General features: G+C 46.7%; 23 protein-coding genes. All 23 read right to left on the bottom strand.

Going from position 1 to position 25,671, the window contains the following annotated elements; all coding sequences use genetic code 11:
- Positions 1-23 precede the first annotated feature (23 nt).
- The 23 genes from recA to dapA all read right to left on the bottom strand — a co-directional run bounded on the left by recA (position 24) and on the right by dapA (position 25,661).
- The gene (gene recA / locus POF51_RS08655; RefSeq protein ID WP_017249260.1) at positions 24-1,082 is read right to left on the bottom strand and encodes a recombinase RecA; all 1,059 of its coding nucleotides are present in this window, start codon (positions 1,080-1,082) and stop codon (positions 24-26) included.
- A gap of 167 nt (positions 1,083-1,249) precedes the next feature.
- Positions 1,250-2,839 carry a DEAD/DEAH box helicase gene (locus POF51_RS08650; RefSeq protein ID WP_069849194.1) on the bottom strand — a complete coding sequence of 530 codons (1,590 nt, stop codon included), beginning with the start codon at positions 2,837-2,839 and terminating at the stop codon, positions 1,250-1,252.
- An 8-nt stretch (positions 2,840-2,847) separates the two neighbouring features.
- Positions 2,848-4,092 carry a competence/damage-inducible protein A gene (locus tag POF51_RS08645; RefSeq protein ID WP_026043139.1) on the bottom strand — a complete coding sequence of 415 codons (1,245 nt, stop codon included), beginning with the start codon at positions 4,090-4,092 and terminating at the stop codon, positions 2,848-2,850.
- A 107-nt stretch (positions 4,093-4,199) separates the two neighbouring features.
- Positions 4,200-4,775 (bottom strand): CDP-diacylglycerol--glycerol-3-phosphate 3-phosphatidyltransferase, encoded by a 576-nt coding sequence (pgsA, locus tag POF51_RS08640; protein ID WP_017249262.1) that lies wholly within the window; start codon positions 4,773-4,775, stop codon positions 4,200-4,202.
- Positions 4,776-6,122: a 30S ribosomal protein S12 methylthiotransferase RimO gene (gene rimO, locus POF51_RS08635; protein WP_017249263.1), complete on the bottom strand. Its 1,347-nt coding sequence runs from the start codon at positions 6,120-6,122 to the stop codon at positions 4,776-4,778.
- A gap of 111 nt (positions 6,123-6,233) precedes the next feature.
- Positions 6,234-7,133 (bottom strand): helix-turn-helix domain-containing protein, encoded by a 900-nt coding sequence (locus POF51_RS08630; protein WP_271755002.1) that lies wholly within the window; start codon positions 7,131-7,133, stop codon positions 6,234-6,236.
- A gap of 12 nt (positions 7,134-7,145) precedes the next feature.
- Positions 7,146-7,925 (bottom strand): YmfK family protein, encoded by a 780-nt coding sequence (locus tag POF51_RS08625; RefSeq protein ID WP_016743377.1) that lies wholly within the window; start codon positions 7,923-7,925, stop codon positions 7,146-7,148.
- Positions 7,926-8,032: 107 nt separating this feature from the next.
- The gene (locus POF51_RS08620; RefSeq protein WP_017249265.1) at positions 8,033-8,302 is read right to left on the bottom strand and encodes a DUF3243 domain-containing protein; all 270 of its coding nucleotides are present in this window, start codon (positions 8,300-8,302) and stop codon (positions 8,033-8,035) included.
- 100 nt (positions 8,303-8,402) lie between these two features.
- Positions 8,403-9,140 (bottom strand): elongation factor P 5-aminopentanone reductase, encoded by a 738-nt coding sequence (gene ymfI / locus POF51_RS08615; protein WP_069849196.1) that lies wholly within the window; start codon positions 9,138-9,140, stop codon positions 8,403-8,405.
- A gap of 7 nt (positions 9,141-9,147) precedes the next feature.
- Positions 9,148-10,440, bottom strand: a complete 1,293-nt coding sequence (yfmH, locus tag POF51_RS08610) for an EF-P 5-aminopentanol modification-associated protein YfmH (protein WP_069849198.1) — start codon at positions 10,438-10,440, stop codon at positions 9,148-9,150.
- A gap of 1 nt (position 10,441) precedes the next feature.
- Positions 10,442-11,737: an EF-P 5-aminopentanol modification-associated protein YfmF gene (gene yfmF, locus POF51_RS08605; RefSeq protein ID WP_271754998.1), complete on the bottom strand. Its 1,296-nt coding sequence runs from the start codon at positions 11,735-11,737 to the stop codon at positions 10,442-10,444.
- A 207-nt stretch (positions 11,738-11,944) separates the two neighbouring features.
- Positions 11,945-12,100: a hypothetical protein gene (locus tag POF51_RS08600; RefSeq protein ID WP_007719195.1), complete on the bottom strand. Its 156-nt coding sequence runs from the start codon at positions 12,098-12,100 to the stop codon at positions 11,945-11,947.
- Between the two features lie 53 nt (positions 12,101-12,153).
- Complete coding sequence (locus POF51_RS08595; protein ID WP_069849203.1) at positions 12,154-13,338, bottom strand: stalk domain-containing protein; 1,185 nt, start codon at positions 13,336-13,338, stop codon at positions 12,154-12,156.
- Positions 13,339-13,466: 128 nt separating this feature from the next.
- Entirely contained in the window at positions 13,467-14,426 is a 960-nt protein-coding gene (locus POF51_RS08590) for an ABC transporter permease (RefSeq protein WP_017249270.1), read from the bottom strand.
- A complete protein-coding gene (locus POF51_RS08585) occupies positions 14,426-15,499 on the bottom strand; it encodes an ABC transporter permease (RefSeq protein WP_017249271.1) in 1,074 nt (357 codons plus the stop codon). The genes POF51_RS08590 and POF51_RS08585 overlap by 1 nt, the downstream gene beginning before the upstream one ends.
- Positions 15,492-17,033 carry an ABC transporter ATP-binding protein gene (locus POF51_RS08580; RefSeq protein WP_069849205.1) on the bottom strand — a complete coding sequence of 514 codons (1,542 nt, stop codon included), beginning with the start codon at positions 17,031-17,033 and terminating at the stop codon, positions 15,492-15,494. Before POF51_RS08580 ends, POF51_RS08585 begins: the two co-directional genes overlap by 8 nt.
- Positions 17,034-17,126: 93 nt before the next feature.
- A complete protein-coding gene (locus tag POF51_RS08575; RefSeq protein WP_017249273.1) occupies positions 17,127-18,173 on the bottom strand; it encodes a BMP family lipoprotein in 1,047 nt (348 codons plus the stop codon).
- A 57-nt stretch (positions 18,174-18,230) separates the two neighbouring features.
- Positions 18,231-18,956 (bottom strand): GntR family transcriptional regulator, encoded by a 726-nt coding sequence (locus tag POF51_RS08570; RefSeq protein ID WP_017249274.1) that lies wholly within the window; start codon positions 18,954-18,956, stop codon positions 18,231-18,233.
- Positions 18,957-19,195: 239 nt separating this feature from the next.
- Positions 19,196-21,574: a DNA translocase FtsK gene (locus tag POF51_RS08565; RefSeq protein ID WP_069849207.1), complete on the bottom strand. Its 2,379-nt coding sequence runs from the start codon at positions 21,572-21,574 to the stop codon at positions 19,196-19,198.
- Positions 21,575-21,796: 222 nt separating this feature from the next.
- Positions 21,797-22,027: a YlzJ-like family protein gene (locus tag POF51_RS08560; protein ID WP_069849210.1), complete on the bottom strand. Its 231-nt coding sequence runs from the start codon at positions 22,025-22,027 to the stop codon at positions 21,797-21,799.
- Positions 22,024-22,848, bottom strand: a complete 825-nt coding sequence (locus POF51_RS08555) for a ClpP family protease (RefSeq protein ID WP_069849212.1) — start codon at positions 22,846-22,848, stop codon at positions 22,024-22,026. The genes POF51_RS08560 and POF51_RS08555 overlap by 4 nt, the downstream gene beginning before the upstream one ends.
- A 123-nt stretch (positions 22,849-22,971) precedes the next feature.
- Positions 22,972-24,678 (bottom strand): ribonuclease J, encoded by a 1,707-nt coding sequence (locus POF51_RS08550; RefSeq protein WP_208636221.1) that lies wholly within the window; start codon positions 24,676-24,678, stop codon positions 22,972-22,974.
- Positions 24,679-24,794: 116 nt separating this feature from the next.
- Entirely contained in the window at positions 24,795-25,661 is an 867-nt protein-coding gene (gene dapA / locus POF51_RS08545; RefSeq protein WP_069849218.1) for a 4-hydroxy-tetrahydrodipicolinate synthase, read from the bottom strand.
- Positions 25,662-25,671 lie beyond the last annotated feature (10 nt).

Below are 25,671 nucleotides of genomic sequence, written 5' to 3'. Positions count from 1 at the left end.
ACAGGCTGCTCTTCTACTCTTCATTACTCCAGATCAAATGTAGGCTCTTCATCTTGCTCTGGGTCATTTACTGCTTCACCTTCTGGAACAGAACCAGGGTTTAGGCTGAAGTATTCGCGTACTTTTGTTTCAATCTGCGATGCAATGTGCGGATTTTCTTTCAGGAAGACTTTCGAATTTTCTCTACCTTGGCCGAGACGCTCCTCATTGAAGGAGTACCATGCGCCACTCTTTTGTACCACATCGATCTCGGAACCGATGTCGAGAATGCTACCTTCTCTGGAAATACCTTCGCCGTACATGATATCCACTTCAGCAACCTTGAATGGTGGTGCTACTTTATTTTTGACGACTTTGATCTTCGTCTTGCTTCCTAAAATGTCGTTGCCAACTTTGATAGATTCCGCTTTACGAACGTCCAAGCGAACACTCGCGTAGAACTTCAAAGCGCGTCCACCCGGAGTTGTTTCTGGGTTACCGAACATAACTCCCACTTTTTCACGAAGCTGGTTGATGAAGATTGCAATCGTTTTGGACTTGTTGATGGCGCCGGACAACTTGCGGAGTGCTTGGGACATCAAGCGTGCTTGCAAACCTACGTGGGAATCTCCCATCTCGCCTTCGATCTCTGCTTTTGGTACGAGTGCCGCAACGGAGTCGACTACGATAATGTCTACCGCACCAGAGCGCACCAGTGCTTCCGCGATCTCCAAAGCTTGCTCACCAGTGTCTGGTTGGGACAACAGCAATTCATCGATGTTCACACCCAGCTTCGCAGCGTAAACCGGATCCAAGGCATGCTCAGCATCGATAAACGCAGCTTGTCCACCCTGTCTTTGAACTTCTGCGATGGCATGAAGCGCTACTGTTGTTTTACCAGAAGACTCTGGTCCGTAAATCTCAACAATCCGTCCGCGTGGGAACCCACCCACACCAAGTGCAATATCTAGAGCAAGTGCACCGCTAGAAGCCGTAGAAATCTGGATGTTGGATACTTCTCCCAACTTCATAATGGAACCTTTTCCGAATTGCTTTTCTATTTGACGCAATGCACTCTCCAAAGCTGCGCGACGATCTGACAAATGGTACACACCCTTTCAATTTTCGCATCTCTTTTGCTTGTCTTCATCATACCTCGAGACAGAAGTGTTTGCCAAGTATTTTTTACGAACAAATATTCGCATCGTAAAAAAGCAGCCATTTCCTGGTTGTTCCCAGAGAAATGACTGCTTTGTGTAATACTCTCTAATTAGGAACGCTTCGCTCCGCGAGGCTTTGCAGGCTCCAGATTGATTCGTTTTCCGTTGATACGTGTTTGACGCAGTGACTCATATACGAATGCCGCTACCTCTTCCGGAACCTCAACAAATGTGAAGTTCTCGAAAATGTCGATGCGACCTACTGATTTTCCTGGGATACCCACAGATTCAGAGATCTCGCGTACCAGATCCTGTGGCTTCATGTTCGCATTGCGGCCTACGTTCAGGAAGAAGCGAACCATGCCTTTTGCTGCGCCTGTCTCACCAAAGTTGTACGCTTCTACTTCCTGCCCTTGTCCCGCTTCGGTATGGAATGCCAGGTGCAATGCAGCAGCTGCTACTTTTTCAGCCGGGTATTGACCTACGAGAGCATCCGCTACTTTTTGATACATATCCGCGATTGCATCGCTTTCCAAAAGGCTAGTCAATTGTTCACGCAATTGCTCTTGTTTGCGCTCAGCCACTTCCTCCAAGGAAGGAACATTGCGAGAGAGCACTTGTGCTTTTGTCTGCTTTTGGATAAACATCATTTGTCTTACTTCACGCGGCGTAACCAGCGTCATCGCAATTCCTTTGCGACCTGCGCGACCAGTACGGCCAATACGGTGTACGTAGCTCTCAGAGTCTTGTGGAATATCGTAGTTGATTACGTGAGAGACGTTTCCTACGTCGATACCGCGTGCTGCTACGTCAGTCGCGATCAAGAATTCAATCGAGCCCTCACGGAACGCATTCATGACCTTGTCACGTTGTGCCTGTGACAAGTCACCATGCAATCCGTCCGCAAGGTATCCGCGGGATTGCAGCACTTCGGACAACTCATCTACGCCGCGCTTAGTGCGGCAGAAAATGATACCCAGCTCGACATCCTCACTGTCCAAGATGCGGCAGAGGCTCTCTACTTTGTTACGGTCAAACACTTTGTAGTATACCTGTTCGATCAATGGTGCCGTTACTTCTTCACGGCTAACCGCGATCGTTTGCGGTTGTTTCATGTAACGGGTAGCCAAACGCTTGATTTCTGGCGGCATCGTCGCAGAGAACAGCAAGGTTTGACGCTCTTCCGGCATATGTGTGATGATCGTTTCGATATCTTCGATGAAGCCCATGTCCAGCATTTCATCCGCTTCATCCAAAACGAGTGTATGTACGTTATCCAGCTTCAATGTTTTTCGGCGCAAGTGGTCCATAACACGGCCAGGAGTACCTACAACGATTTGTACACCTTGGCGCAGTGCACGAATTTGATGTCCGATCGATTGTCCGCCATAGATTGGCAGCGTACGAACTTTGTTATATTTCGAGATGCGCAAGAGCTCTCCCGCAACCTGGATAGCCAGCTCACGAGTTGGGGTCAGCACGATCGCTTGTACACGATTGGCAGGCGTAATCTTTTCTACAAGTGGAATCCCGAATGCAGCAGTCTTACCAGTACCTGTCTGTGCTTGACCAATCAGGTCTCCGCCATCCAGAACTTTTGGAATGCAAGCTGCCTGAATCGGTGATGGCTCCTCGAAGCCCATATCGTGAATCGCTTGCAGAATAGATTTATGTAAAGGAAAATCGGAAAAAATCGTCATGAAAAAAATCACCTTTCTTTTTGCATTTGCAGCGCATAAAACAACGCGTATTTAGCGGCACGCCCAACGATTGCATGCCTTCTTCCGGCAAGGCGCAGCTCTTTTACAACTGTAGGCATTCCTTCTGCCGCGATCCCTACGTAAACAAGGCCAACAGGCTTGCCCTCGGAAGGATCGGGTCCAGCCACTCCCGTAACAGAAATCCCGTAAGTAGCCCCCAGCTTTTCTCGTACATGTTCAGCCAGCAATTGAGCTGTTTTCTCACTGACTGCCCCATCTGTTTGCAAAATGGAATCAGGTACTTCGAGCAACTGATTTTTCACTTCATTGGTGTAGCAGACTACCCCTCCACGAAACACTTGCGAGCTTCCCGGCACAGAGGTAATCAACGAGGCAATTGCTCCTCCTGTGCAGCTTTCTGCACAAGCAATCGTCTCATTTCTCTTTTTTAGCTCAGAAACCAGCACATCATGCAGCGACGAATTCTCACCCATCCCGTACATATACTGGCCAACACGGCTGAGAATTTCTTTTTCTACAGGTAAGATTAGGGCTTCCCCTTCTTCGACTGTAGCAGCTCTTGCCGTAATCCGCAGCGTTACTTCGAATTCTTTGGCGTATGGCGCGATCGTTGGATTGTCCTGCTTTTCGATCAGATCGAGCAGTTTTTCCTCCAAGGCAGATTCGCCTATTCCGTAGAACCGGAGTACATGAGAATGAAACACTTGTTTTTCTGGGAGCAAATCGTTCAAGTAAGGCATCACGTAATTCTCCACCATTGGATACAGCTCGCTTGGTGGTCCAGGTAACAGCACGAACGTACTACTGTCATGACGGATCGCCATCCCCGGCGCCATCCCGAAATCGTTGGAGAATACATGGCTGCCAGAAAGCACCAGCGCCTGCTTACGATTGTTCTCCGTCATGACAATCCCACGTTGCAAAAAGAATTTTTCAATTCTCTCCATGGCCTCTGGATTCGTTTCCAATCCAATGCCTACATGCCCCGCCAAGGTTTCTTTCGTCAAATCATCTTGAGTCGGCCCTAGCCCACCCGTGAAAATGACGAGATCAGATCGCCCTGATGCCAATCGAATCACTTGTAGCAATCGCTCCGTATTGTCTCCCACAACCGTATGAAAGTAAACTCCCACGCCAATTTCCGCCAGCTTCTGAGAAAGAAACTGTGCGTTGGTGTTAGCGATCTGGCCTAACAAAAGTTCGGTACCTACCGCAATAATCTCCGCTCTCATCTTCCTCATCCATTCTCTTTGAGAGTAGAAAAGCCTCTAAACTAATAGTTTATCACTTGCAAACGCTCAAGAGAAGAGTCTTGTGAAAAAAGAGACCAATACCCACATTACGAGTATTGGATCACGTTACGATTTTTCGCAAAGTAGTCGTACCCGGAGTAAATCGTGATGATCACCATCGCCCAAGTAGCTACTTCGTCGAACGGAATGCCGAAGAACTCAAATGGGAAGTTGCGAATCATGACAGCCGTAATCGCTACGATCTGCACCCATGTTTTCAGTTTACCCAATGCACTCGCAGCAATTACCTGTCCTTCTGCCGCTGCAACTAGTCGTAGACCCGTTACCGCAAACTCCCGGCTGATAATGACAATCGCAATCCACGCTTCCAGACGTTGCATCTCTACAAGTGAAATGAGTGCTGCGGAAATCAACAGCTTATCAGCAAGCGGATCTAGAAACTTCCCCAAGTTCGTCACGATTTTATTTTTCCGTGCAATATAACCGTCGAGTCCGTCCGTACTGGCTGCTAGGATAAACACCAAAGCCGCAATCAGCTCGTTATACGTCATCGTCAGGCTGCCAATCGAAAATGTCCCGATGTTGTAACGCACCAGCATAAAAAACATAACTACCGGCACCAGAAAGATCCTGGCGAGTGTGATGCGGTTGGCGAGATTCAACTAGACTACCTCCCCGGCTAAATCGTATTCATAGGAGTGTGTAATTTTTACTTTTACGATGGTGCCCAGTTCGCCTTTAAAACCTGTGACGAATACTTCACCATCGATTTCCGGAGCGTCATACTGTGTTCGACCTACATAAATATCGTTACGTCCTTCGTAACGTTCAATCAAAATATCCAAGACTTGACCAACAAAGCGTCCGTTGCGATCTCCGGCTACTTCACGTTGAATTTCCATCAGCATGTTCGCACGTTTTTCCTTAAGCTCTTCGTCAACGTGGTCAGGCAGACGAGAAGCTGGAGTGTCATCCTCGTTGGAGTAAGTAAACACACCCAGTCGATCAAAGCGAATATCCTTCACAAACTCGCTCAGGCGCTCGAAGTCTTCCTCTGTTTCCCCTGGGAACCCTACGATCAAAGAGGTACGCAGTGCCACATCTGGAACCTGTGCGCGAATTTTTGCTACCAGCGCACGAATGTCCGTCTGTCTTCCCGGGCGACGCATTCTTTTCAAAATATGGTCTTCGGAGTGCTGCAAAGGCATATCTACGTATTTGCACACTTTTGGATTGGTAGCAAAGGTGTGGATCAATTCATCCGTGAAAAATCCAGGATATGCGTAGTGAAGACGAATCCACTCGATGCCCTCGACTTCTGCCAGGCGGTTTAAAAGTTCAGGAAGCATCAGTTTTCCATCGTAAATATCCGTTCCGTAGTTCGTAGAATCTTGTGCGATCAGGCTCACTTCTACGATACCTTGAGCAGCCAAATGACGCGCTTCTTCTACGATGGACTCGATTGTACGACTGCGGAATCCCCCACGCATCAAAGGAATCGAGCAGAACGTACAGGCGTTGTCACAACCCTCGGCAATTTTAATATATGCGGAGTATGTGCCTTCTTTTACTTTCCGCTTCACTACATCTTCGTACGTAAAAATGGGATTTCCTACAAAAATCGGTCGCTTGCCCTCTAGAGATTCTTCGATAATACCTGTAATCGACATAAAATCGCCTGTTCCGACAATACCGTCCACCTCAGGAATCTCATTCAAGATATCCTCTTTGTAACGTTGTGTGAGACAGCCTGCCACCACAAGCGATTTCAGTTTGCCGGATTCCTTCAATTCACCCATTTCCAGAATCTTATTGACGGATTCTTCCTTGGCTGCATCGATGAAACCGCAGGTATTGACGATGACCACAGTTGCTTCTTCCGGGTTATCAACCAGTTCATAACCTTTTTCATCTATCAGATGGGCCATCATGTCCGAATCAACGAGATTCTTTTCACAGCCCAGCGTAACAATCGCTACTTTTTCACGCGTGCCTACCTTCTCTGTCATCTTTTTTCCTCCAATTGGTCACACCAACCCATATTACACCTATCCAGTATAATATAAGCCTAAAGGAAGTGTCAAAAAAGAGAAAAGTACGAAAGGCAAGCATACGCTTGCCTACTGGGTGACCGCCTCTTTAACTTTCATCGTAATATTAGACGGCATTGATTTCATTTTAGACGTGTCTACCAAGACTCCGTTAACCTTCAATTCCACTACAGTCGGTTTGCCCAAACGAATATAAGCTGATTTCCCCAGCTCAATCGTTTTTTCCTGATCCTTCTTGAGCGTGCCCTGCTCAACATAAGTTTTGCCTTTTCCTTCCGAAATACCAAACCAGCTTGTTTCTGCTTTCACCTTCAAATAAACCGTGATTTTTTCTCCACCTTGCAAGGAATAATTATACATTGATCCTTGCTGCGATTCGAATGTGATGGTTGCCTGAGGAGTTTCTGTAACGGTCTCAGGTGGGTTTGTTCCTGTTTCAGGATTCGGTGTGGTAATAGAAGGCGGCTTCGGTTGTTGAGCAATCGGGGATGTTCCCGCTCCACCACCATTGCCAGGCGTGACAATCTCTGCTCCAGGGTTAACTGTTCCACCCGGCACTGGCTGAGTCATCTGATTTCCGTTGTTGTTGACGACAGCGAAATAAATAACCCCGATAATCAAGGCAATAAACAAGACGAGCAAGGTCTTGGTAACCCATCGCCCCGCTTCTAATGGATTGTTCGCTGAAGCAACTCGTCTGCGACGCAGTCGTTCTACTTGCTCTGTAGGTGGCTGGGCCGGCAAATCGGACTGAAAGTGAGTCAGGATGTGGTTCGGGTCTAGACCGACAGCTTCCGCATAACTCTTTATAAATGCACGCGCGTAAAAGTGGCCAGGAAGTACATGAAAATGACCCCTTTCAATAGCTTCCAAATATCGCCGCTGTATCTTGGTGATACGTTGGATGTCGTCGAGCGTGATTCCTTTTTCTTCGCGGGCCCTTTGTAGGACTTGACCTAGCTCAGACACAGCTGCCCCTCCTTAATTCATTTCGAAATTATCAAAGCCGCGATTGTTGATAAGCTCATATGTAATCTCTTCATCCGGATGATGACGCAGCTCAATAATGTAATGGAAATCATCAAGTTGGTACTCAGATTCCCTTACGAATATATCCGGATGCTCAATGATTTTTGCGGCAGGAAAGTTCATAATTTCCCGAAGCAAGGTGAAGTGCTTTTCTGTCGATCGCAGCGTTGAGACAATTCCATCTATCAAATATACATGATCTGTAGACATTTCATCAATGGCTAAGGAACTACGCACCGTCTGGCGCAACAAAGTAGAGGAAATGAATGTCCAACGTTTATTGGCGGATACGCTGGCAGCAATCATCGATTCAGTCTTCCCTACGCGAGGCATGCCACGAATCCCGATGAGCTGATGACCTTCCTTCTTCAGGATTTCTGCCATGAAATCGACCAACAAGCCCAGCTCCTCACGAACAAAACGAAACGTTTTTTTGTCCTCGCTATCCCGTTCAATATAGCGACCGTGACGCACAGCCAAGCGATCCAGCATTGTCGGGGGACGTAACCTCGTTATGGTTATGTTGTCCATTTTTTGCACAACGTTGCGCAAAACCTCCATTTTTTCATCATCATCGGTCAAGAGCAGCATACCTCGACGCATGGTATCCACACCATTGATCGTCACGATATTAATGTTCAACATCCCCAGAATAGAAGATACGTCCCCTAAGAGACCGGGACGGTTACGGGCAATCTCATACTCCATGTACCATTCTTTCTTCGCTTCCATATGCAATCCTCTCCGCCAACCAGAATTCTCTTCTTATGTAGTATATCACGTTCGTTTCATTCGACAATCGCGAAAAGAAAAATCCCCAAAAGTAGGGGATTTGATGGCTAGCTGCCAGCGTTCGCATCATTGCGATTCTGAACAAGCTTCACCATGAGTGATGCCAAAGCTTGTTGCTGCTGTTGATCACCTGCGTCCCACAGCTGTTTCAACAGACGCTCCTGATCGTTTTTCGGGTCTACTTGCTCAGACAGATAGCTACCGATTTGATAAGCTACATTTTGAAGCGTATCGCTTTCCATCCCGGATTGTTTCGCTTGTTCTACCCGATCTCCGAGAAACGCTTTCCAGTCGCTGAAATTGTCAAGAATCGACATAGGGAAATTCCCTCCTTTTGTACGTTGCGAACAGATTTGCTGCCCACACAAAAGGTAGAATTCCATCATTTCTCGTATTTTATTCATGCATACTTCTCTTCTACGTGTACCACCCACCGTTTGGACTAATCACTTGCCCCGTCACATAACTGGAATCCGCCGAAAGCAAAAAGCGCACGACTGCGGCTACCTCATATGGTTGTCCAAGACGGTTGGCCGGTATTTCTTCCGCGATCATTTCCATTTCATCTGGAGCAAAGCGCTCCATCATTCCACCAGCAATAGCCCCAGGAGCGACTGCATTTACCGTGATTCCGTTTGGGGCCATTTCCTTTGCCAGGGCTTTGGTGAACGTATTGACTGCTCCTTTGGTCATGGAATACAACACTTCACATGAACCGCCTGTCAGTCCCCAAATGGAAGAAATGTTAACGATACGCCCATACCTTGCGCGCAGCATGGCCGGAACAGCAGCTTGGCAGACCAAAAAAGCCGAACGAACATTAAGAGCGATGAACTCATCGAATTTCTCGACAGTCACATCCGTAAATAAGCCGACATCATCCACAGAGGCATTGTTTACGATCAATAATGGTGCAACCTGCATCTGAGCAAACATCGCCGTAATTTGCTGTGGATCCCGTAGATCAGCTTGGAGGATGACGTACGGAACACCCCGCTCCTGGCATTTTTGCACCAACGGCTCCAATTTTTCTTTATTTCGATTGTAATGCAGATAAAGGGGAACCCCCGCATCAATCAGGTAGGCACCGATCGCCTGCCCGATCTCTCCGGAAGCTCCCGTAATTAACGCCCACGGCGTCTCTTGCTTGAACATGAATACATTACTCCTGTGGCGAAGCGGAACGAACGATAGAAACAGCCATCTGCTCGATTAAAAAATGCTCCTTCAAACGTTTTTCCACATCTTCGCGTGTGATCGACTCCAAGGTCGGCACTACGGAAAACAGATCATTTCCGTTAAATTTGAAGCTGGTAAACTGGTTAGCGATAAACTCCACGGAGTTTAGAGAACGCAGGAAGTTTCCGATTTTTTTACGCTTCGCACGCTCAAAGTCATCTTGGGCTATACCGTTTTGCTTCAACTGTTTGATTTCTGCTTTGATCGTTTCCACTAAACGCTCTGGATCAGGTGTATCTCCACCAATGATCGTATACGCATAATCCTGCTCGCTGCTGTAGTCAAAATCAAAGCTTTCCGTAATCAGCTCACTGTCATACAAACGCTCATAGACAGCGGAGCTTGTGCCGAATGCGATGTCCAATACTAGTTTAGTAGTCAACTCGCGTTTTAACAAGGCTTCCTTGGTTAGACCGTTTTCCTTTTCCTTGATTCCGATCATGCATTTGGGCAAGCCAACTGTTAGAAACGCTTCTACTTTCGCTTCCGCTGGAGCTGATGGCTCTTCTGGAAAAACGCGCGTGATTTGTGGCGCAGGAGCAAACTCCTTTGCTCCCTGATTTTCACGAATGAGCTTCATGATCGCTTCTGGTTCGAAGGAACCCACGACCAATAGGAGCATATTGGCAGGATGATAAAACGTTTCATAGCACTGATACAAATATTCTTTTGTAATATGAGAGATCGTCTCGATCGTACCCGCAATCTCAATGTTAATCGGATACTTTTGGTACATGGCCTTCAAGAGGTTCACGTACACCTTCCAGTCAGGATTGTCATCGTACATGGTGATTTCCTGGCCAATGATTCCTTTTTCCTTTTCTACACTGGCATCTGTAAAATATGGGTCCTGCACATAATCGAGCAGCAGATTCAGATTGTCATCTAGCTTATCTGTGCACGAAAACAAATAAGCGGTACGATTGAAGCTCGTGAATGCATTACAGCTCGCCCCGTTTTTACTGAATTCGTGCATGACATCCCGATCTTTCTTCTCAAACATTTTGTGCTCAAGAAAATGCGCAATGCCGTCGGGAACATTGATTTCTTCCCCGCTTCGAGTGCGGAAATGGCTGTCAATGGAGCCGTAACGCGTAGTGAACACAGCGTATGTTTTGCTGAAGCCCTGTTTGGGAACCAGATAAACTTGCAATCCATTTTGGAGAGTTTCATGATATACCGTTTCATTTACTTGTTCAAAGACAGTGGTCTGCATCTTATGCCTCTCCCTTCTTGTCCCGCAGCAGATAAATCGTGTCAATCGTCACCTTGCTTGCTACCTTCTTGATATCCTCAATAGTCGCTTGGTTGATCCCCGCCAAAAGCTCTTCGATTTTCCGAGGACGTCCACTAATCACACCATTGTACGTAAAATCAATCATCCCGCGCGCACTGTCCAACAGCTCACGGAACTGGTTAGACAAAGTTGCACGCGTTTGGCTCATTTCCTCATCCGATATGGTTCCTTGTTGCATCAGATCAAGCTGCTGCTTAATAATCTCAACCGCACGTTGATATTTGCTAACATCAATCCCGGACATAATCATGAGAATCCCTTTGTGGCTCTCAAGCCTGGAAACGGCATAGTAAGCGAGACTTTCTTTTTCACGGACGTTGACAAACAGCTTGGAGTGCGGAAAACCGCCTAAAATCCCGTTGAACAAGAGCAGCGTCGGGTAATCGTCATCCTTATAAGTGATCTGCGTGCGGCAACCGATGTTGAGCTTTGCTTGGTTGACATCGAGTCGATCGATCACTTCGCGTTCAGCCGATACATCCTTCGCCGTTGATGCGATCTGCAGTTCTCCTACTTGGGAACGCTCCACTGGGATATGCTTGCGAATAGCCTCGCTTACTTCCTGCTGATCAACATCGCCGACCACGAACATATTGATCGGATTTGTCGTCGTTACTTCTTTAAAATATTGATACAGCTCCTGACCAGTGATCTTTGGCAAATCCGCCACACGACCTTGGACGAGAAGAGAGAATGGTTCACCTTTACACATTTCTTCTGTCACGCGTTGGTTCGCATACTTCATTTTGTCGTCGATCAAACTCTCTATCCGTTTTCGTAGCGTCTCTTTTTCCTGTGCCAAGTACTTTTCGGAAAAAGCGTTGTCTTGTACATACGGTCTGACGAGCATATCTCCTACGAATTCGATGGCCTGCTCCAAAAGTGAGGATTCATTGGATAAATACTTTTCATTCGGTACTTCCATATAAATTTGCAGGATTTGCCGCTCGCCTTTTTTCATGACATCGACATCAAAAATGGCACCATACAGGAAATCCAAATGTGCTCGCAATAGTTTCGTTTCTGGAAAACGAGCGCTGGCACGTTTCATGACCATCGCAAGCAATGCTGTTTTCGTTACGTGCTCCTCCGATAGCGCTTGTTCAATCATCGTCACGATCGTCGTTGTCTTGAACTTTTCGGTTGGAAGGATATGTACGTTCATCCCATTGATTTGGGAGCTTTGAAATGCAATTTCGGTTGTAGAAGCAGTCATAGTCCAATCTCCCTTCTCCATCAGCTTACTCATACTCTTCTCTATTGTAACCAATTGTCAGGGCATCAAGCATCAGAATCTTCCATTATATATCCCAGTGCTTCATCCTATGCGCTCACGCAAGTCCCGTAATACGCAAATCACAGCGCTTCCATTATATAAAAAAGAGCAAACGCACCTTTTCACGAAGGGCGTTCACTCTTTTCCTTACATATCCATCGCATCCCAGTCTCGAGGATCATCCGATGTGCTATGCTCTTCAACAAATCGACCGCAATCAGACGAGAGACAGAGCATGCCATCCAACTGCTCATCATGAAAGGGTAAGCCGTGGCTTCCCCCACAGTACGGACAAGTCCACATACGACGGGCCTCCTTTTATTCGTGAAGGTACTCCGTAGTAGTTTGTCCAAATTTTAGAGGAGACTCTCCACTTTATTTTGCTCCCAAATCCGCAAGTAATCATACGGATCGATCGCTTTCCCCGTGCTGTTACGATAGAGGCCAAAATGCAGGTGAGGTTCAAACATTCCCACTGTACCAGTTCCACCGTAGCCTGTATCTCCAACAAAACCGATCAGCTGTCCAGCTTTTATCGTTTTCCCTACATGCAATCCTGGCGCATACGCCTGCAAATGAGCGTAATACATCCGATATTGGCCATTCTCATCCGTAATGTTTACTCTCCAGCCACCATACGTATTCCAGCCCACTTTGTTGATCGTCCCATCGGATACCGAGTAAATCGGCGTTCCTTTCGGTGCCATAATGTCGATGCCCTCGTGATTACGGACACTGCCGCTATTCGACTCGGTCCACTCTCGATCGGACCCGAAGCTATCCCCATACGGCTCATATCCACTATTATCGTGGAAAGGAAACCGAAATTGTTTCCCAATCAATTGATCATCCGCATCCGCAACTTTTGTGGCAATCGGATGCTCAGCTCTTTTTGCATCTTCTGGCAAATATAAAATTTGGCCCACCAGTAACTCATCAGAAGAGAGAGGGTTATCTTTTTGAATGGCACTCATGTTCGTGTCGTGGCGAACTGCAATTTTTGATAAGGTATCTCCCTGTTGAACGACATATGGATTAAAGGAGTATTTCACACTCGCAGCCTTGTCTTCCACAGTTTTGGATTGTATGTATGCAACAGCCGACGTCTCATCCCATCGAACTTGATAGCCAAATGCCTCGGAGATAAATCGGATTGGAACAAGCGTCCGCTTATTCACAATGATTGGAGAAACATCCATCTTCAAACGTTTTCCATCTACGTTCGCAGTCTCGCTTCCAATTGTAAGGGTGATATGCTTGCCTTTTTTGTTGAGCAATACTTTTTGCGTATCTGCATCGTAGCTTACTTCTGATCCTGTTGCCTCCGCTACTACTCGTATCGGAACGAGCATGCGCCCATTTCGATGGATTGGTGATACATCTGATTGGACTCCCATTCCATCGACAACGACAGAAATGATCGGTCCTGGCTCTTTTGCTGAAACCATTCCACCGGATACTGCTATCATCAGGCAAAAAACAAAAGCGCCTAGAATCCTGTTCCATCGATAACTGCTGTACTGATGTAGACAGCGGTTCATCTTTTTCCCTCCCCACAGACAATTTGCAAATACGGATAGGACCGTTTTTTGCGGACCGCAAGCAGTCACAAAAATTATCGCACAGGGGAAGTGACAGGTTCTAGACGCTAAATTTTGTCAACGAATGATTAACGCGATCCCGTATCGTAAGGTTTGCCGAGGGCCGCTGGAGCACTGGATCGCCCTACCAGACCAGCCATCACGAGAATCGTCAGTACGTACGGAAGCATGAAAATAAATTCAGTCGGAATGTAATTGGTCAATCCGAAGATTTGTACCAAAGACTTGATCGCTTGAGCGACACCAAAGAATAAAGCTGCTCCCATCGCACCCATTGGATGCCATTTACCAAAGATCAAGGCCGCAATCGCGATAAAACCTTGTCCGGAAACCGTGTTATGGGAAAAGTTACTGGTTGTCGTCAAAGAAATGGTAGCTCCACCCAACGCAGCCAGCATACCACTGATCATAACAGCTGTGTAGCGCATTCTCTTAACATTGATCCCTACTGTATCAGCAGCACGCGGATGCTCACCAACTGCACGCAAGCGCAATCCGAATGGTGTCTTGAATACAATATACCAAGTAAGGAAAACTGCAATGAAAGCTAGATAGCTCGTAGGATAAGCCTCAAAAATGGCATGTCCGATATACGGAATTTCACTCAATCCAGGAATACTGAATTTGTTAAACACTGAGTTCAATGTCGTTGTCTGACCTGCTCCGTTAAAAATAATTTTGGTCAGGTAGATGGAAAGTCCAGCTGCCAAGAAGTTCAGGGCCACACCGCTGACGGTCTGGTCCGCTTTAAACGTTACCGAAGCAACAGCATGTGGGAGCGCAAAAATAGAACCGGCAATCCCCGCCGCAATAAATCCGACCCACGGTGCCCAAGCACCAAGTGAATCTTGGAAAGCATAGGTCATTACGGCACCAGTAAAAGCACCGATAATCATCATACCTTCTAGCGCAATGTTCACGACACCAGAACGCTCGGAGTACAGTCCACCCAATGCTGCAAAAATCAAGGCAGTGGAAAACACGATGGTATCATGAACGAGGTTGCTAAGAATTAATCCCCAATCCATCAGTTTCCACCTTCCTTTTTCTTCTTCAAGATCGGCTTAATAAACATTTTCACGATGCCATGTGCAGCAACGAAGAAAATAACGGAAGCAATCACGACACGAATCAATTCAAACGGTACACCCGCACTAAATTGCATACCGCTCGCACCGAATGTGAGAACCCCAAACAATATGGCAGCAAGGATAACCCCGAATGGTGTATTTCCGCCAATCAATGCTACCGCAATTCCATCAAAGCCATAGCCAGTATGCTGCGTCATAATCGCTTGATAGTGGAATACGCCCAAAATCTCAGTAGCTCCACCAATCCCTGCAAACATACCACCAATAAACATAGCCTTTACAACATTACGATTCACGTTCATACCAGCATACTCAGAAGCATGCGGGTTCAAACCAACGGAACGCAATTCAAAACCAGATTTAGTTTTCCAAAGGATGATATAGAAGAAAATAGCTGCGAGTACGGCAATCAGTGTACCCCAGTGCAAACGAGCATTGTCAAACATTTCAGCGAGCCATCCAATGGTAATGATCGCAGAATCCTTTACCTCTTCAGATGTTTGTTTGCCTGCTGGAATAAAGAAGGCATTCATGACCCAGTTTGCAAAGTAAAGAGCTACCCAGTTCAACATAATGCTGGTAATAACCTCATTGACACCACGGGCTGCTTTCAAATAACCGGCAATCGCACCCCACAAACCACCTGCTACAGCTCCTGCAATGATAGCAAGTGGAGCATGAATGATAGCTGGAAGGTCAAAAGAAACACCTACAACAGTAGAAGCAATCATCCCTACGATAAATTGACCTTCTGCCCCGATGTTAAAGAGACCTGTACGGAAAGCAAACGCTACAGCCAAACCTGTAAAGATCAAAGGTGTAATTTGGCGAATCGTTTCACCAAAGTTATACGCGCTACCAAATACTTTTTTAATCAAAGCCATATAGGCATCAATTGGATTAAATCCACCTGCCAACATTGCGATTGCCCCAGTCAAAAGACCAAGAATGATCGCAACGGCAGGAACGAGAAACGATTCTTTTGTGAAGACCGCAATAACTCTATTCATCGTTTCCCCCTCCTTGCATTACTTTTCCGCCGGACATCATCAAGCCGAGCTCTTGCTCCGATGTCGATTTAGCATCGACAATCCCCACAATAGCTCCCTCATAAATAACCGCAATCCGGTCGGACAAATTGATAACCTCATCCAATTCTAAGGAAAGCAAGAGAACTGCTTTTCCTTGATCGCGTTGATCAATTAGTCTGCGATGAATGAATTCGATAGCCCCTACGTCCAAGCCACGAGTAGGTTGAGCCGCAATCAGCAAATCCGGGTTCTTGTCCACTTCGCGGGCAATAATTGCCTTCTGTTGGTTTCCTCCCGAAAGCGCTCGTGCTGGCGTGTAAATACTCGGAGTTCGAACGTCGAATTCTTCGATAAGCTTGGCCGCATGCTTGTCAATGGCGCCATAATCAAGAAAACCGCCTTTGCAAAACGTTGGATGGAAATACGTTTCCAATACCATGTTTTCACTCATGGTGAAATCAAGAACCAATCCTCGCTTATGTCGGTCTTCTGGAATGTGAGACAATCCTGATTCCGAAATGTTTCGCGGACTTTGATTCGTAATTTCTTTGCCATTAAGAAGGATACGCCCACTTGTTGCTTTACGTAAGCCAGTTAATACTTCAATCAGTTCACTTTGGCCATTTCCGTCGACTCCTGCAATTCCAAGAATTTCACCCGCGCGAACCTCTAAGCTGAGATTGTTCAGTGCATTCACACCGCGGTTCCCCATTGCAGTCAATTTCTCTACGGCCAAGATCGTATCTTTAGGTTTTGCTTCCGTTTTATCCACGCGGAAGTTTACTTCACGACCAACCATTTTTGCAGCCAAGTCGTCTGGATTCGTATCTTTTACCAAAACGGAATCAATGACTTTTCCGCGACGAATAATTGTTACCGCGTCACATACTGCCATAATTTCTTTCAGCTTGTGTGTGATCAGGATAATCGTCTTACCTTCTTTTACCAAGTTATGCATGATCTCGATAAGTTCATGGATTTCCTGCGGCGTCAATACAGCCGTAGGCTCATCAAAAATCAAGATGTCCGCACCGCGATAAAGCGTTTTCAAAATCTCTACACGCTGCTGCATCCCAACTGAGATATCCTGAATTTTTGCTCTCGGATCAACTTTGAGCCCGTATTGATTCGACAGTTTTTCTACCGCTTTCTCAGCGCTTTGAATATCTATCTTCAACCCGTTTTTCGGTTCATTTCCTAGCACAATGTTTTCCGTGACTGTAAATGTTTCTACGAGCATAAAATGTTGGTGAACCATTCCGATACCAAGGTCGTTTGCAATCTTTGGACTGGTGATCTGTACAACTTTCTCGTTAATCAGAATTTCGCCTTCATCCGGCTGATATAGACCGAACAAGATATTCATGAGTGTGGACTTACCCGCGCCATTCTCTCCGAGCAGCGCATGAATTTCACCTTTACCTACGGACAGCGTAATACTGTCATTCGCAATAATGCCTGGGAACCGTTTTGTGATCCCTCTCATTTCAACCACTTTTTTTACCGAGTTCATGCATGCTCACCCCATTTTTCGGGTCTATTGTGAAGGTAAAGGACAAGGCCAGTAGCTCGAACCAGCCTTGTCCATTTGCAGCTTCCTTAGTTTTTACTTGTCAGGAACTGTGATTTCGCCTTTAACGATTTTTTGCTTGTATTCTTCAACCAGTTTCAGTACGTCTTCAGGAACGTTCTTCGTGGAAGTGTCAGCCAGACCTACACCGTTTTCAGCCAGTCCGAGCCATTGTACTCCGCCTTTGAATTTACCCTCAGACAAGTCTTTCGCTACACGAATAACTGCTTCGTCAACACGTTTTACCATGGAAGTCAATGTGATCTCGTCGCCAAAAGTTAGGGATTGGTCTTTGTCAACACCGATTACCCATACGTTTTCGCCTTTAGCTTTACGGTCTTTTGCTTCGTTGAACACACCGTCACCTGTACCGCCGGAAGCGTGGAAGATGATGTCCACACCTTGACCGTACATAGAGGAAGCCGTAGATTTACCCATGTCTGGTTTATCAAAAGCACCAGTGTATACTTTGATTACTTGAATGCTTGGGTCAACAGCTTTTACACCTGCTTCGAAGCCAAGATCAAAGCGTTTGATTACCGGGATATCAACGCCACCAACGAAACCAACTTTTTTCGTTTTCGTCATCTTCGCTGCAACAACACCAGCGAGGAAGGAGCCTTCATGCTCTTTGAAGAGTACAGATGCTACGTTAGGAGCATCTACTTCAGCGTCGATGATCGCCAATTTTGCGTTTTTGTTTTCATCTGCTACTTTTTTCAGGTGGTCACCCATCAAGAAGCCGATACCCCAAGTCAGATCCCAACCGTCTTTTACGAATTGAGTCAGGTTTGGTACATAGTCAGCATCTGATTTTGATTGCAGATAGTTTACGTTTTCTTTCGGGAGATTCAAATCGGTTTGGAGTTTTTGCAGCCCTTCCCAAGCACTCTGGTTAAAGGAGTTGTCGTTTACGCCGCCAACGTCTGTAACCATACCTACTTTGATAGCTTTAGCAGCTGGAGCACCACCATTGCTACCAGTTTGGCCTTGAGGCTGTGCTTCTGGTTTGCTTCCGCAGCCAGCGAGAACGAGCGACAGGCTGAGTGTTGCCACAGAAAGCACGGATAGAACTTTCTTCATCTGAGATTACCCCCTGTTTTTAGTTGATGAAATTGTTGAGTGAGGTTGCCCCCACAGTTACAACCGTCTCCGTACGACATGAAAGTGAATTTTGTCAGCCCTGAAGTAATTATGGGAGTATAGCACTGGCTTTTCACTTTCGTCGTAATGAATCTGTTTGAGCAAGAGCATGGGAGCAGATTTATCGCAATGCAGCAGGTTGGAAACCTTTTCATTGTAGCCCATGGGTTCAATATCGGCTACTGCGTATGCGATCCTTACCCCTGTTACGCTCTCCAGCCATTTGAAGATAGACTCTCCACTTGCCGCATAGCCCCCGGGCACCAGATGTGCAGGAATGCGGTCCACACAATAAACCACAGGCTCACCGTCAGCCGTGCGAATTCGCTCTACTATGAGAACGCCTTCACCCGGATTTAAGGCTAGCCGCTTCCTCTCTTCTTCAGCAGATTCGCCAAAGGATGTTTTCAGGATCAAGGTTCCTGCCGTATATCCTTGACGCTCAATTGCATCCGTCACACTAAAGAGTTCCCCAATCCCGCCTGAAAAAACAGGCTTTGAATTAATAAAGGTACCTACACCGTGTCTACGAATGACAATCTTCTCTTCCTCAAGAAGTCGGAGTGCCTCGCGAAGCGTCGCCCTGCTTACACCAAGCTGTTTGGATAGTTCGGCTTCAGAAGGGAGGCGTTCACCAGGACGAAGAAGTCCGGTTTCGATATCACTCTTGATCTTGTCCATTACCAAGAGAAACAGTGATCGAACATTCCCTTTGATGCTCATCATCATTCACTCCTGCTGTCCTTCAGCCATCCCAACAGGTAGGACGTCAGACCTCTGATTCGTATGAGACTTAATAACAACAATTTCCGTCAATCTCTTAAAAAGTTTACATGAGGGGCGAGTATCATGCAAGCCAAATATTTATGAATAATAATGCAAAATGATTAATTTCGACAGGGGTTTTTCTCCTGAAATAGGAAAAAAGACCCTGCCGGAACAAATTCTGGCAGGGTCTTTCACTATGAAATATTGCTTTCTATGGACGGACGTGGCAGACGAACCTCACGAGGCTTGCTTCCCTCATAAGGACCGACTATTCCTTGAGCTTCCATCATATCAATCAATCGTGCCGCTCGCGTATAACCGACACGGAGACGACGCTGCAGCAAGGATGCCGATGCCGTTTGGGCTTCTGAAACAATTTGAACAGCTTGATCGTACAGTTCATCATCCACGACTGGCTGCTGTTCCTCTTGCACGTCACCCGGGATCATCTCTTCATTGTAGCGAACCTCTTGCTGTTCTTTCACAAAACGAACAACCTCTTCTACTTCCTTGTCGGATACAAAAGCTCCTTGAACACGAGTCGGCTTGGATGCCCCCATCGGCAGCGAAAGCATGTCCCCTCTACCAAGAAGCTTTTCCGCTCCTCCCATATCCAGAATCGTTCTGGAGTCAGCCATCGAAGATACCCCAAAGGCAATGCGGGAAGGGATGTTCGCCTTGATCACACCTGTAATGACATCTACGGAAGGACGTTGTGTCGCGATGATGAGATGAATCCCGGAAGCACGAGCCATTTGCGCGAGTCGACAAATCGCATCCTCCACTTCTCCCGGAGCTACCATCATCAAGTCCGCAAGCTCATCGACGATGACGACAATATAGGGAAGTGGCGTCCCTTCCACTTGCGCATTGTACATTTCAATATTGCGGCTCCCTGTTTTGGCAAACAAATTATAACGCCGCTCCATCTCTGCCACGACCTTTTTCAATGCAACAGAAGCTCTTCTCGGGTCTGTAACAACAGGAGCCAACAAATGTGGAATTCCGTTGTACACATTCAGTTCCACCATTTTCGGGTCAACCATCATCAGCTTGACTTCTTCTGGTTTGGCCTTGAACAAAATACTCATGATTAATCCGTTAATGCATACTGATTTTCCGCTTCCCGTCGCCCCCGCTACGAGCAAATGGGGCATTTTCGTCAAATCTGCTACGATCGGCTCTCCGGAAATATCCCGGCCAAGAGCAACGGTAAGCTTCCCTGGCGCATCTTGATACTCAGGAGCTTCCAACACTTCTCGTAGTGATACGACCGCTACCTCTGAGTTCGGAACCTCGATGCCAATGGCTGATTTTCCTGGGATTGGTGCCTCAATCCGGATATCTTTTGCCGCCAATGCCAAAGCAAGGTCATCCGTCAAGCTGACAATCCTACTTACTTTTACCCCTGTAGCAGGCTGAACTTCATAGCGTGTAACAGCTGGTCCGCGATGTACTTCGGAAACCGTTGCATTGACCCCAAAGCTCTTCAGTGTCTGCACTAATTTCGCCGCATTTGAGGTATGATCGACGTCTTTTCCTGTAGAACTCGCTTTGGGTCTTGCGAGCATTTGCAGATTTGGAAGCTCATACGGTATGGTGTTCTGTTCTTCTCTGGTATCTAGTGTACCGAAGATTTCTTCTTCTCCTTCGAGCGCAAACGTAATTTCCTGATTCGTTTTCGGTTGTGCAGCTCTCGCTTGATGACTAGGATCGACCGGTTCCTCATCCTCATCCAACGCAATGCGATCCGTAAAATCACGAATTAACGGGGCGTTCGGTTGCTGGACTTCTTCCTCCTCAATAGCAGGCTGTGGATGAGATTTTTGCTCTTTCAACGCAGTAACCGCGATTGTGCCGTTCTCTTCCTCCGATTGCTTTTGCTTGCGAGCCTCTTCGGATTCCTTTGCTTCCTTCTTTCGCTTCTCGCTCTCTTCCTGTAAAAGCTGTACAGAGTCCTTCACTGTATTTTTCGCCTTTCCGTAAAACAAAGCGAGCTTGTCCTTGGCAAACATCAAAATGTTTACATAAGAGAGATTGAACAGAAACATCAGTCCCACAAGGAACAGGAAAACAATCACGAGACCCGTACCAATTGTCCCAACAAGACCATTTGTCACCGCAAAAAACAGGGCACCGATCATCCCTCCGCCTACCCCGGTGGTGGACACTTTCTGACCATGATCGAGCCAAATTCTGTCCCATGTAACCTTAATAATGCTTTGCTCTGCAAATTTTCCATCTGCGGTAATTTGTTTGTACAAAATCATGTGATCCCAGGTCAAAATCGCCACACCAATGAGCGCTATCCCTAAGACGCGGTAAGTAAGCTTCGGTGACTTTCTCGTAAACATCATATGTATGGCCATTCCGATTAGCAGAACAGGAATGATGAAATCCCATGAGCCCGCAATAAACCGAAATAGAAGTGCCAGTACATTTTTGCCCAGCCATCCACTCTCCAAAAGCCCGATCAAGGACAGCACGATGATGAGAAGTCCCAGCAGCTCTATTTTGACAACTGAGGCCAATGCCGCTTGTGAACGCTCTTTTTTTCTCCTACTCAATGGCACGCCTCCTCCTCGTCCTTACACTCGTTATGTACTGTAATGGTAAGAAAACCTCTATCGAGGCCTTTTCAACGTATAGCGACCACGTTTTAGCGGAAAGTTTCCATACGCTCCGGAATTTATTTAATAAATTCCTATTCGTTAAAAAAGGCAGCCGTCGCATGTTCGGCTGCTGTTCGTACATCATTAGTATAACACAGGAAATTCATAGAAATACAGGACTTCTTAGGCGAGCCATTCAGGTTTAAACTGAATTTTTTGTCCGGGTGCGAACTGCTCCTTCAGGTAGTCTTGCGGATCCGGACTAATCAGCCTGACGATTTTTCCTTCAAACGGTCCGGTTTGCTCAATGAGCATCGTGGCATGACCCACCGCGATCTCTTTCAGCTCTTGTTTCTCCACTTGCTCCATGTTCTCAAAAACCGTTTCCATCGGAATGATGGAGTATAAGATCATTGGAGTACACTCTCCTCGCCTTTTTGCGATTTGATCAGTTCGTTCAGCTTTTTCAGCGCACTTCCAAGGCCGCCGACTTCATCAATCAAGCCGTATTTAACCGCATCTACGCCAATCACATTGGTTCCGATGTCTCGTGTCAATTCACCGGTTCGGGTCATGAGCTCACGGAACTTTTCTTCCGAGACATTGGAGTGACGGGAAATGAAGCTCACTACACGATCTTGCATTTTGTCCAAGTACTCAAACGTTTGCGGCACACCAATGACAAGACCAGTCAAGCGGATCGGATGGATCGTCATCGTGGCGGTTTCTGCAATAAATGAGTACGAACCAGCTACAGCAATTGGCACACCGATACTATGACCACCGCCGAGTACGAGTGTGACTACCGGTTTAGATAATGACGCTACCATTTCCGCAATTGCTAAGCCCGCTTCCACATCCCCACCAACTGTATTCAAAATGACGAGCACGCCCTCTATTTTGCTGTTTTGTTCTGCCGCAACCAATTGAGGGATGAGGTGCTCATATTTCGTCGTCTTATTTTGAGGAGGCAACTGAATATGTCCTTCTACTTGTCCGATGATGGTCATACAATAAATATTGCTTTCGAGCTGTGGGACGTTTGTCTGACCCAGTTGCGTAATAGAATCGAGCAGTTTTTTCTTCGGATCTTCTGGTGCAGGTGCTTCTGACGGCGGCGAAGCAGCAGGCTCCTGATCATCAGTTGGTGATTGTGGTTGGGATTCCTTACTATTTACCGCTGTACTTGCAAGTGGCGGCCTATTTAAAAAATCGTTAAATTGTTGATTCGGCATGGATGATCCTCCCTCACTTTCCTCTGTAGTATGGATAAGGGGAGGAAAAATCATGCGCCCACAAAGCCAAAAAAAGCCAGAAACCCTTCTTCTAAAGGGTTTCCAGCTCTTTATCAAGTGATCCTACACTTCCATGATAATCGGCAAGATCATCGGACGTCTGCGCGTTTGCTCGTACAGATAACGGCCTAATGACTCTTTTACGTTATTTTTCAGTGAAGACCATTCATTCACATTTTCTTCCATGCATTTGACAAGTGTTTGGGTCACTATGCGATTTGCCTCATCCAGCAACTCTTCGGATTCACGTACGTAGACGAAACCGCGAGAAATGATGTCTGGACCTGACAAAATCGTGCCATTTTGTTTGCTGAGTGTCACGACAACTACCAGTATGCCATCTTGTGACAGTAATTTGCGATCTCTAAGAACGATGTTTCCTACATCACCAACGCCCAAGCCGTCAATCAAAACGTTGCCAGCATGAACTTTTCCACCGTAACGGGCCTTGCCCCCTGAGAATTCAACTGTATCGCCGTTATCCAGCAAGAACGTGTTTTCTTCAGGAATACCAACCTGTTCAGCAAGTAAGGCATGCGTTTTCAACATGCGATATTCACCGTGAACAGGAATAAAGTACTTAGGCTTCATTAGGTTAAGCATCAGGCGCAATTCTTCTTGGCTACCATGACCGGAGACGTGGACGGTTCCGTTAGGTCCATGGCCACCATAAATGACATCTGCACCAATGCGCGATAATTGATCGATCGTACGCGCCACGTATTTTTCATTCCCTGGAATGGGAGTGGCTGCAATAATAACGGTATCCCCTGGAAGGATGTCAATTTTCCGATGGGCGGATCGGGCCATCCGAGTGAGCGCGGACATAGGCTCTCCTTGGCTTCCAGTTGATAAAATAACGACTTGTTCAGCATTCAGCTTGTTGATTTCATCGATCTCAACAATCAAGCCCTCAGGGACCAACAAGTACCCTAAGTCTCTGCTGATATTAATAACATTTTGCATGCTCCGGCCGACAACCGTCAATTTACGGTTGAACTGTGCTGCAGCATCCACCACTTGTTGAATGCGGTGAACATTTGATGCAAACGTAGAAACCACAATACGTCCAGATGCTTTGCTGAACACATCCATGAGTGCTTTGCCCACTGAGCGTTCCGATCCGGTAAATCCAGGCCGTTCTGCATTCGTACTGTCAGAGAGCAAGCACAAAACGCCTCTGTCACCGATCATCGCCATTTTTGCCAGATCAGCTACCTGATTGTTAACAGGTGTTTGATCGAACTTGAAGTCTCCTGTATGAACGATGTAACCTTCTGGCGTGTCCAGGCATACCCCTACACAATCCGGGATGCTGTGGTTTACGCGGAAAAAGGTCGCTTTCATCTTTCCGAGAACGACTTCCGAGTCGCTGTTGATCAATACGCGTTTTGTTTCGTTTAGGATGCCCGCTTCTTTTAACTTTGCATCAATCAAACCAAGGGTAAGTTTTGTCGCATAAACCGGGACTTTCAAATGCTTCAGCACGTAGCTGAGGCCGCCGATGTGGTCTTCGTGTCCATGCGTAATAATAATACCCCGAACCTTGTCGCGATGTTCCTCCAAGTAGGTGATATCCGGAATAACCATATCAATCCCCAGCATTTCCTCTTCTGGGAACTTCAATCCGGCATCAATCACTACGATGTCGTCACCGCTTTGTACCACGTACATATTCTTCCCAATTTCGCCGACTCCGCCCAGGGCGAAAACGAGAACAGAGTGATTCGACTTTGCCAAAACGTGTAACCTCCTATATTTAGTTGTCATGTCCACTCAAAAAAACCGCCCCAAATCACTTGTTCTTATTATACCCGAAGTGAAATCATGAACACAAGGAAAAAGAGCCATCCCGGGCAGGAATGGCTCTTGATCTTTCTATGGAGTTAAACAAGCAGGGAATGAACGAATGCTTTTTCTTGTTCATTCAGCTCAACTAGAGGCAATCGAACGCCCCCAACTTGAACGCCGAGCTTTTCTAATGCGACCTTGGTCGGTCCTGGGCTCGGGTAGGCAAACAGGCCTTCAAAAATCGGCAACAGCTTGCGATGGAGTCTTGCTGCATCTGCGTAATTACCTGCAAAATAAGCGTCCATCATGTCTGTCATTGGGCGGCCAACTATGTGACTCGCCACACTGACAATGCCCACTCCCCCGATAGACAGGATCGGCAAGGTTAAGCCATCATCACCACTATACAGCTCAAAGCCTTCTGGAGCATGTTCAATGATTTGCGACATCTGCGACAAGTTGCCAGAGGCTTCCTTCACGCAAACGACATTTGGCAGTTGAGCCAAACGCAGAGTCGTTTCCGCTGTCATATTGACAACAGTACGTCCTGGCACATTGTACAGCATGATTGGCAACTCGGTAGCATCAGCCAATGCCTTAAAGTGTGCGTAAAGCCCTTCTTGAGATGGCTTGCTGTAATATGGTGCAACGAGCATTACAGCGTCTACGCCAATGGATTGTACAGCTTGAGTGAACTCTATACTGGAAGCTGTATCATTACTACCTGTTCCAGCAATGATGTGGACTCTTCCTTTTGCGTAGGAAACCACATGACGGAACAGATCAAGCTTTTCGGTACGAGACAAAGTCGGAGATTCGCCAGTCGTTCCACTGACGACAATCCCCGTCGTTCCATTTGCGATCAAATGATCAATCAAACGTTCTGTTTTATCGTAATCGATTTGAAGTTGATCATTAAAAGGCGTTACCATTGCGGTAAGCAGTCTACCAAAACGTGCCACTCACTCTCCA

It is taken from the genome of Brevibacillus sp. AG, assembly GCF_028369215.1.
Lineage (GTDB): Bacteria > Bacillota > Bacilli > Brevibacillales > Brevibacillaceae > Brevibacillus > Brevibacillus porteri.
This window is presented reverse-complemented; position numbering and strand designations above follow the sequence as displayed.

Coding starts and splice junctions, on each gene's coding strand:
- yfmH (WP_069849198.1), bottom strand. CDS start 10,440: ATGCAGACCACTGTCTTTGAACAAGTAAATGAAACGGTATATCATGAA.
- POF51_RS08590 (WP_017249270.1), bottom strand. CDS start 14,426: ATGGATTGGGGATTAATTCTTAGCAACCTCGTTCATGATACCATCGTG.
- POF51_RS08650 (WP_069849194.1), bottom strand. CDS start 2,839: ATGACGATTTTTTCCGATTTTCCTTTACATAAATCTATTCTGCAAGCG.
- POF51_RS08625 (WP_016743377.1), bottom strand. CDS start 7,925: ATGGAAGCGAAGAAAGAATGGTACATGGAGTATGAGATTGCCCGTAAC.
- POF51_RS08645 (WP_026043139.1), bottom strand. CDS start 4,092: ATGAGAGCGGAGATTATTGCGGTAGGTACCGAACTTTTGTTAGGCCAG.
- POF51_RS08620 (WP_017249265.1), bottom strand. CDS start 8,302: ATGTCGATTCTTGACAATTTCAGCGACTGGAAAGCGTTTCTCGGAGAT.
- POF51_RS08555 (WP_069849212.1), bottom strand. CDS start 22,848: ATGCCGAATCAACAATTTAACGATTTTTTAAATAGGCCGCCACTTGCA.
- yfmF (WP_271754998.1), bottom strand. CDS start 11,737: ATGACTGCTTCTACAACCGAAATTGCATTTCAAAGCTCCCAAATCAAT.
- POF51_RS08580 (WP_069849205.1), bottom strand. CDS start 17,033: ATGAACTCGGTAAAAAAAGTGGTTGAAATGAGAGGGATCACAAAACGG.
- POF51_RS08550 (WP_208636221.1), bottom strand. CDS start 24,678: ATGACAACTAAATATAGGAGGTTACACGTTTTGGCAAAGTCGAATCAC.
- POF51_RS08560 (WP_069849210.1), bottom strand. CDS start 22,027: ATGATCTTATACTCCATCATTCCGATGGAAACGGTTTTTGAGAACATG.
- POF51_RS08570 (WP_017249274.1), bottom strand. CDS start 18,956: ATGAGCATCAAAGGGAATGTTCGATCACTGTTTCTCTTGGTAATGGAC.
- POF51_RS08575 (WP_017249273.1), bottom strand. CDS start 18,173: ATGAAGAAAGTTCTATCCGTGCTTTCTGTGGCAACACTCAGCCTGTCG.
- ymfI (WP_069849196.1), bottom strand. CDS start 9,140: ATGTTCAAGCAAGAGACGCCGTGGGCGTTAATTACGGGAGCTTCCGGA.
- POF51_RS08595 (WP_069849203.1), bottom strand. CDS start 13,338: ATGAACCGCTGTCTACATCAGTACAGCAGTTATCGATGGAACAGGATT.
- POF51_RS08600 (WP_007719195.1), bottom strand. CDS start 12,100: ATGTGGACTTGTCCGTACTGTGGGGGAAGCCACGGCTTACCCTTTCAT.
- POF51_RS08585 (WP_017249271.1), bottom strand. CDS start 15,499: ATGAATAGAGTTATTGCGGTCTTCACAAAAGAATCGTTTCTCGTTCCT.
- rimO (WP_017249263.1), bottom strand. CDS start 6,122: ATGACAGAGAAGGTAGGCACGCGTGAAAAAGTAGCGATTGTTACGCTG.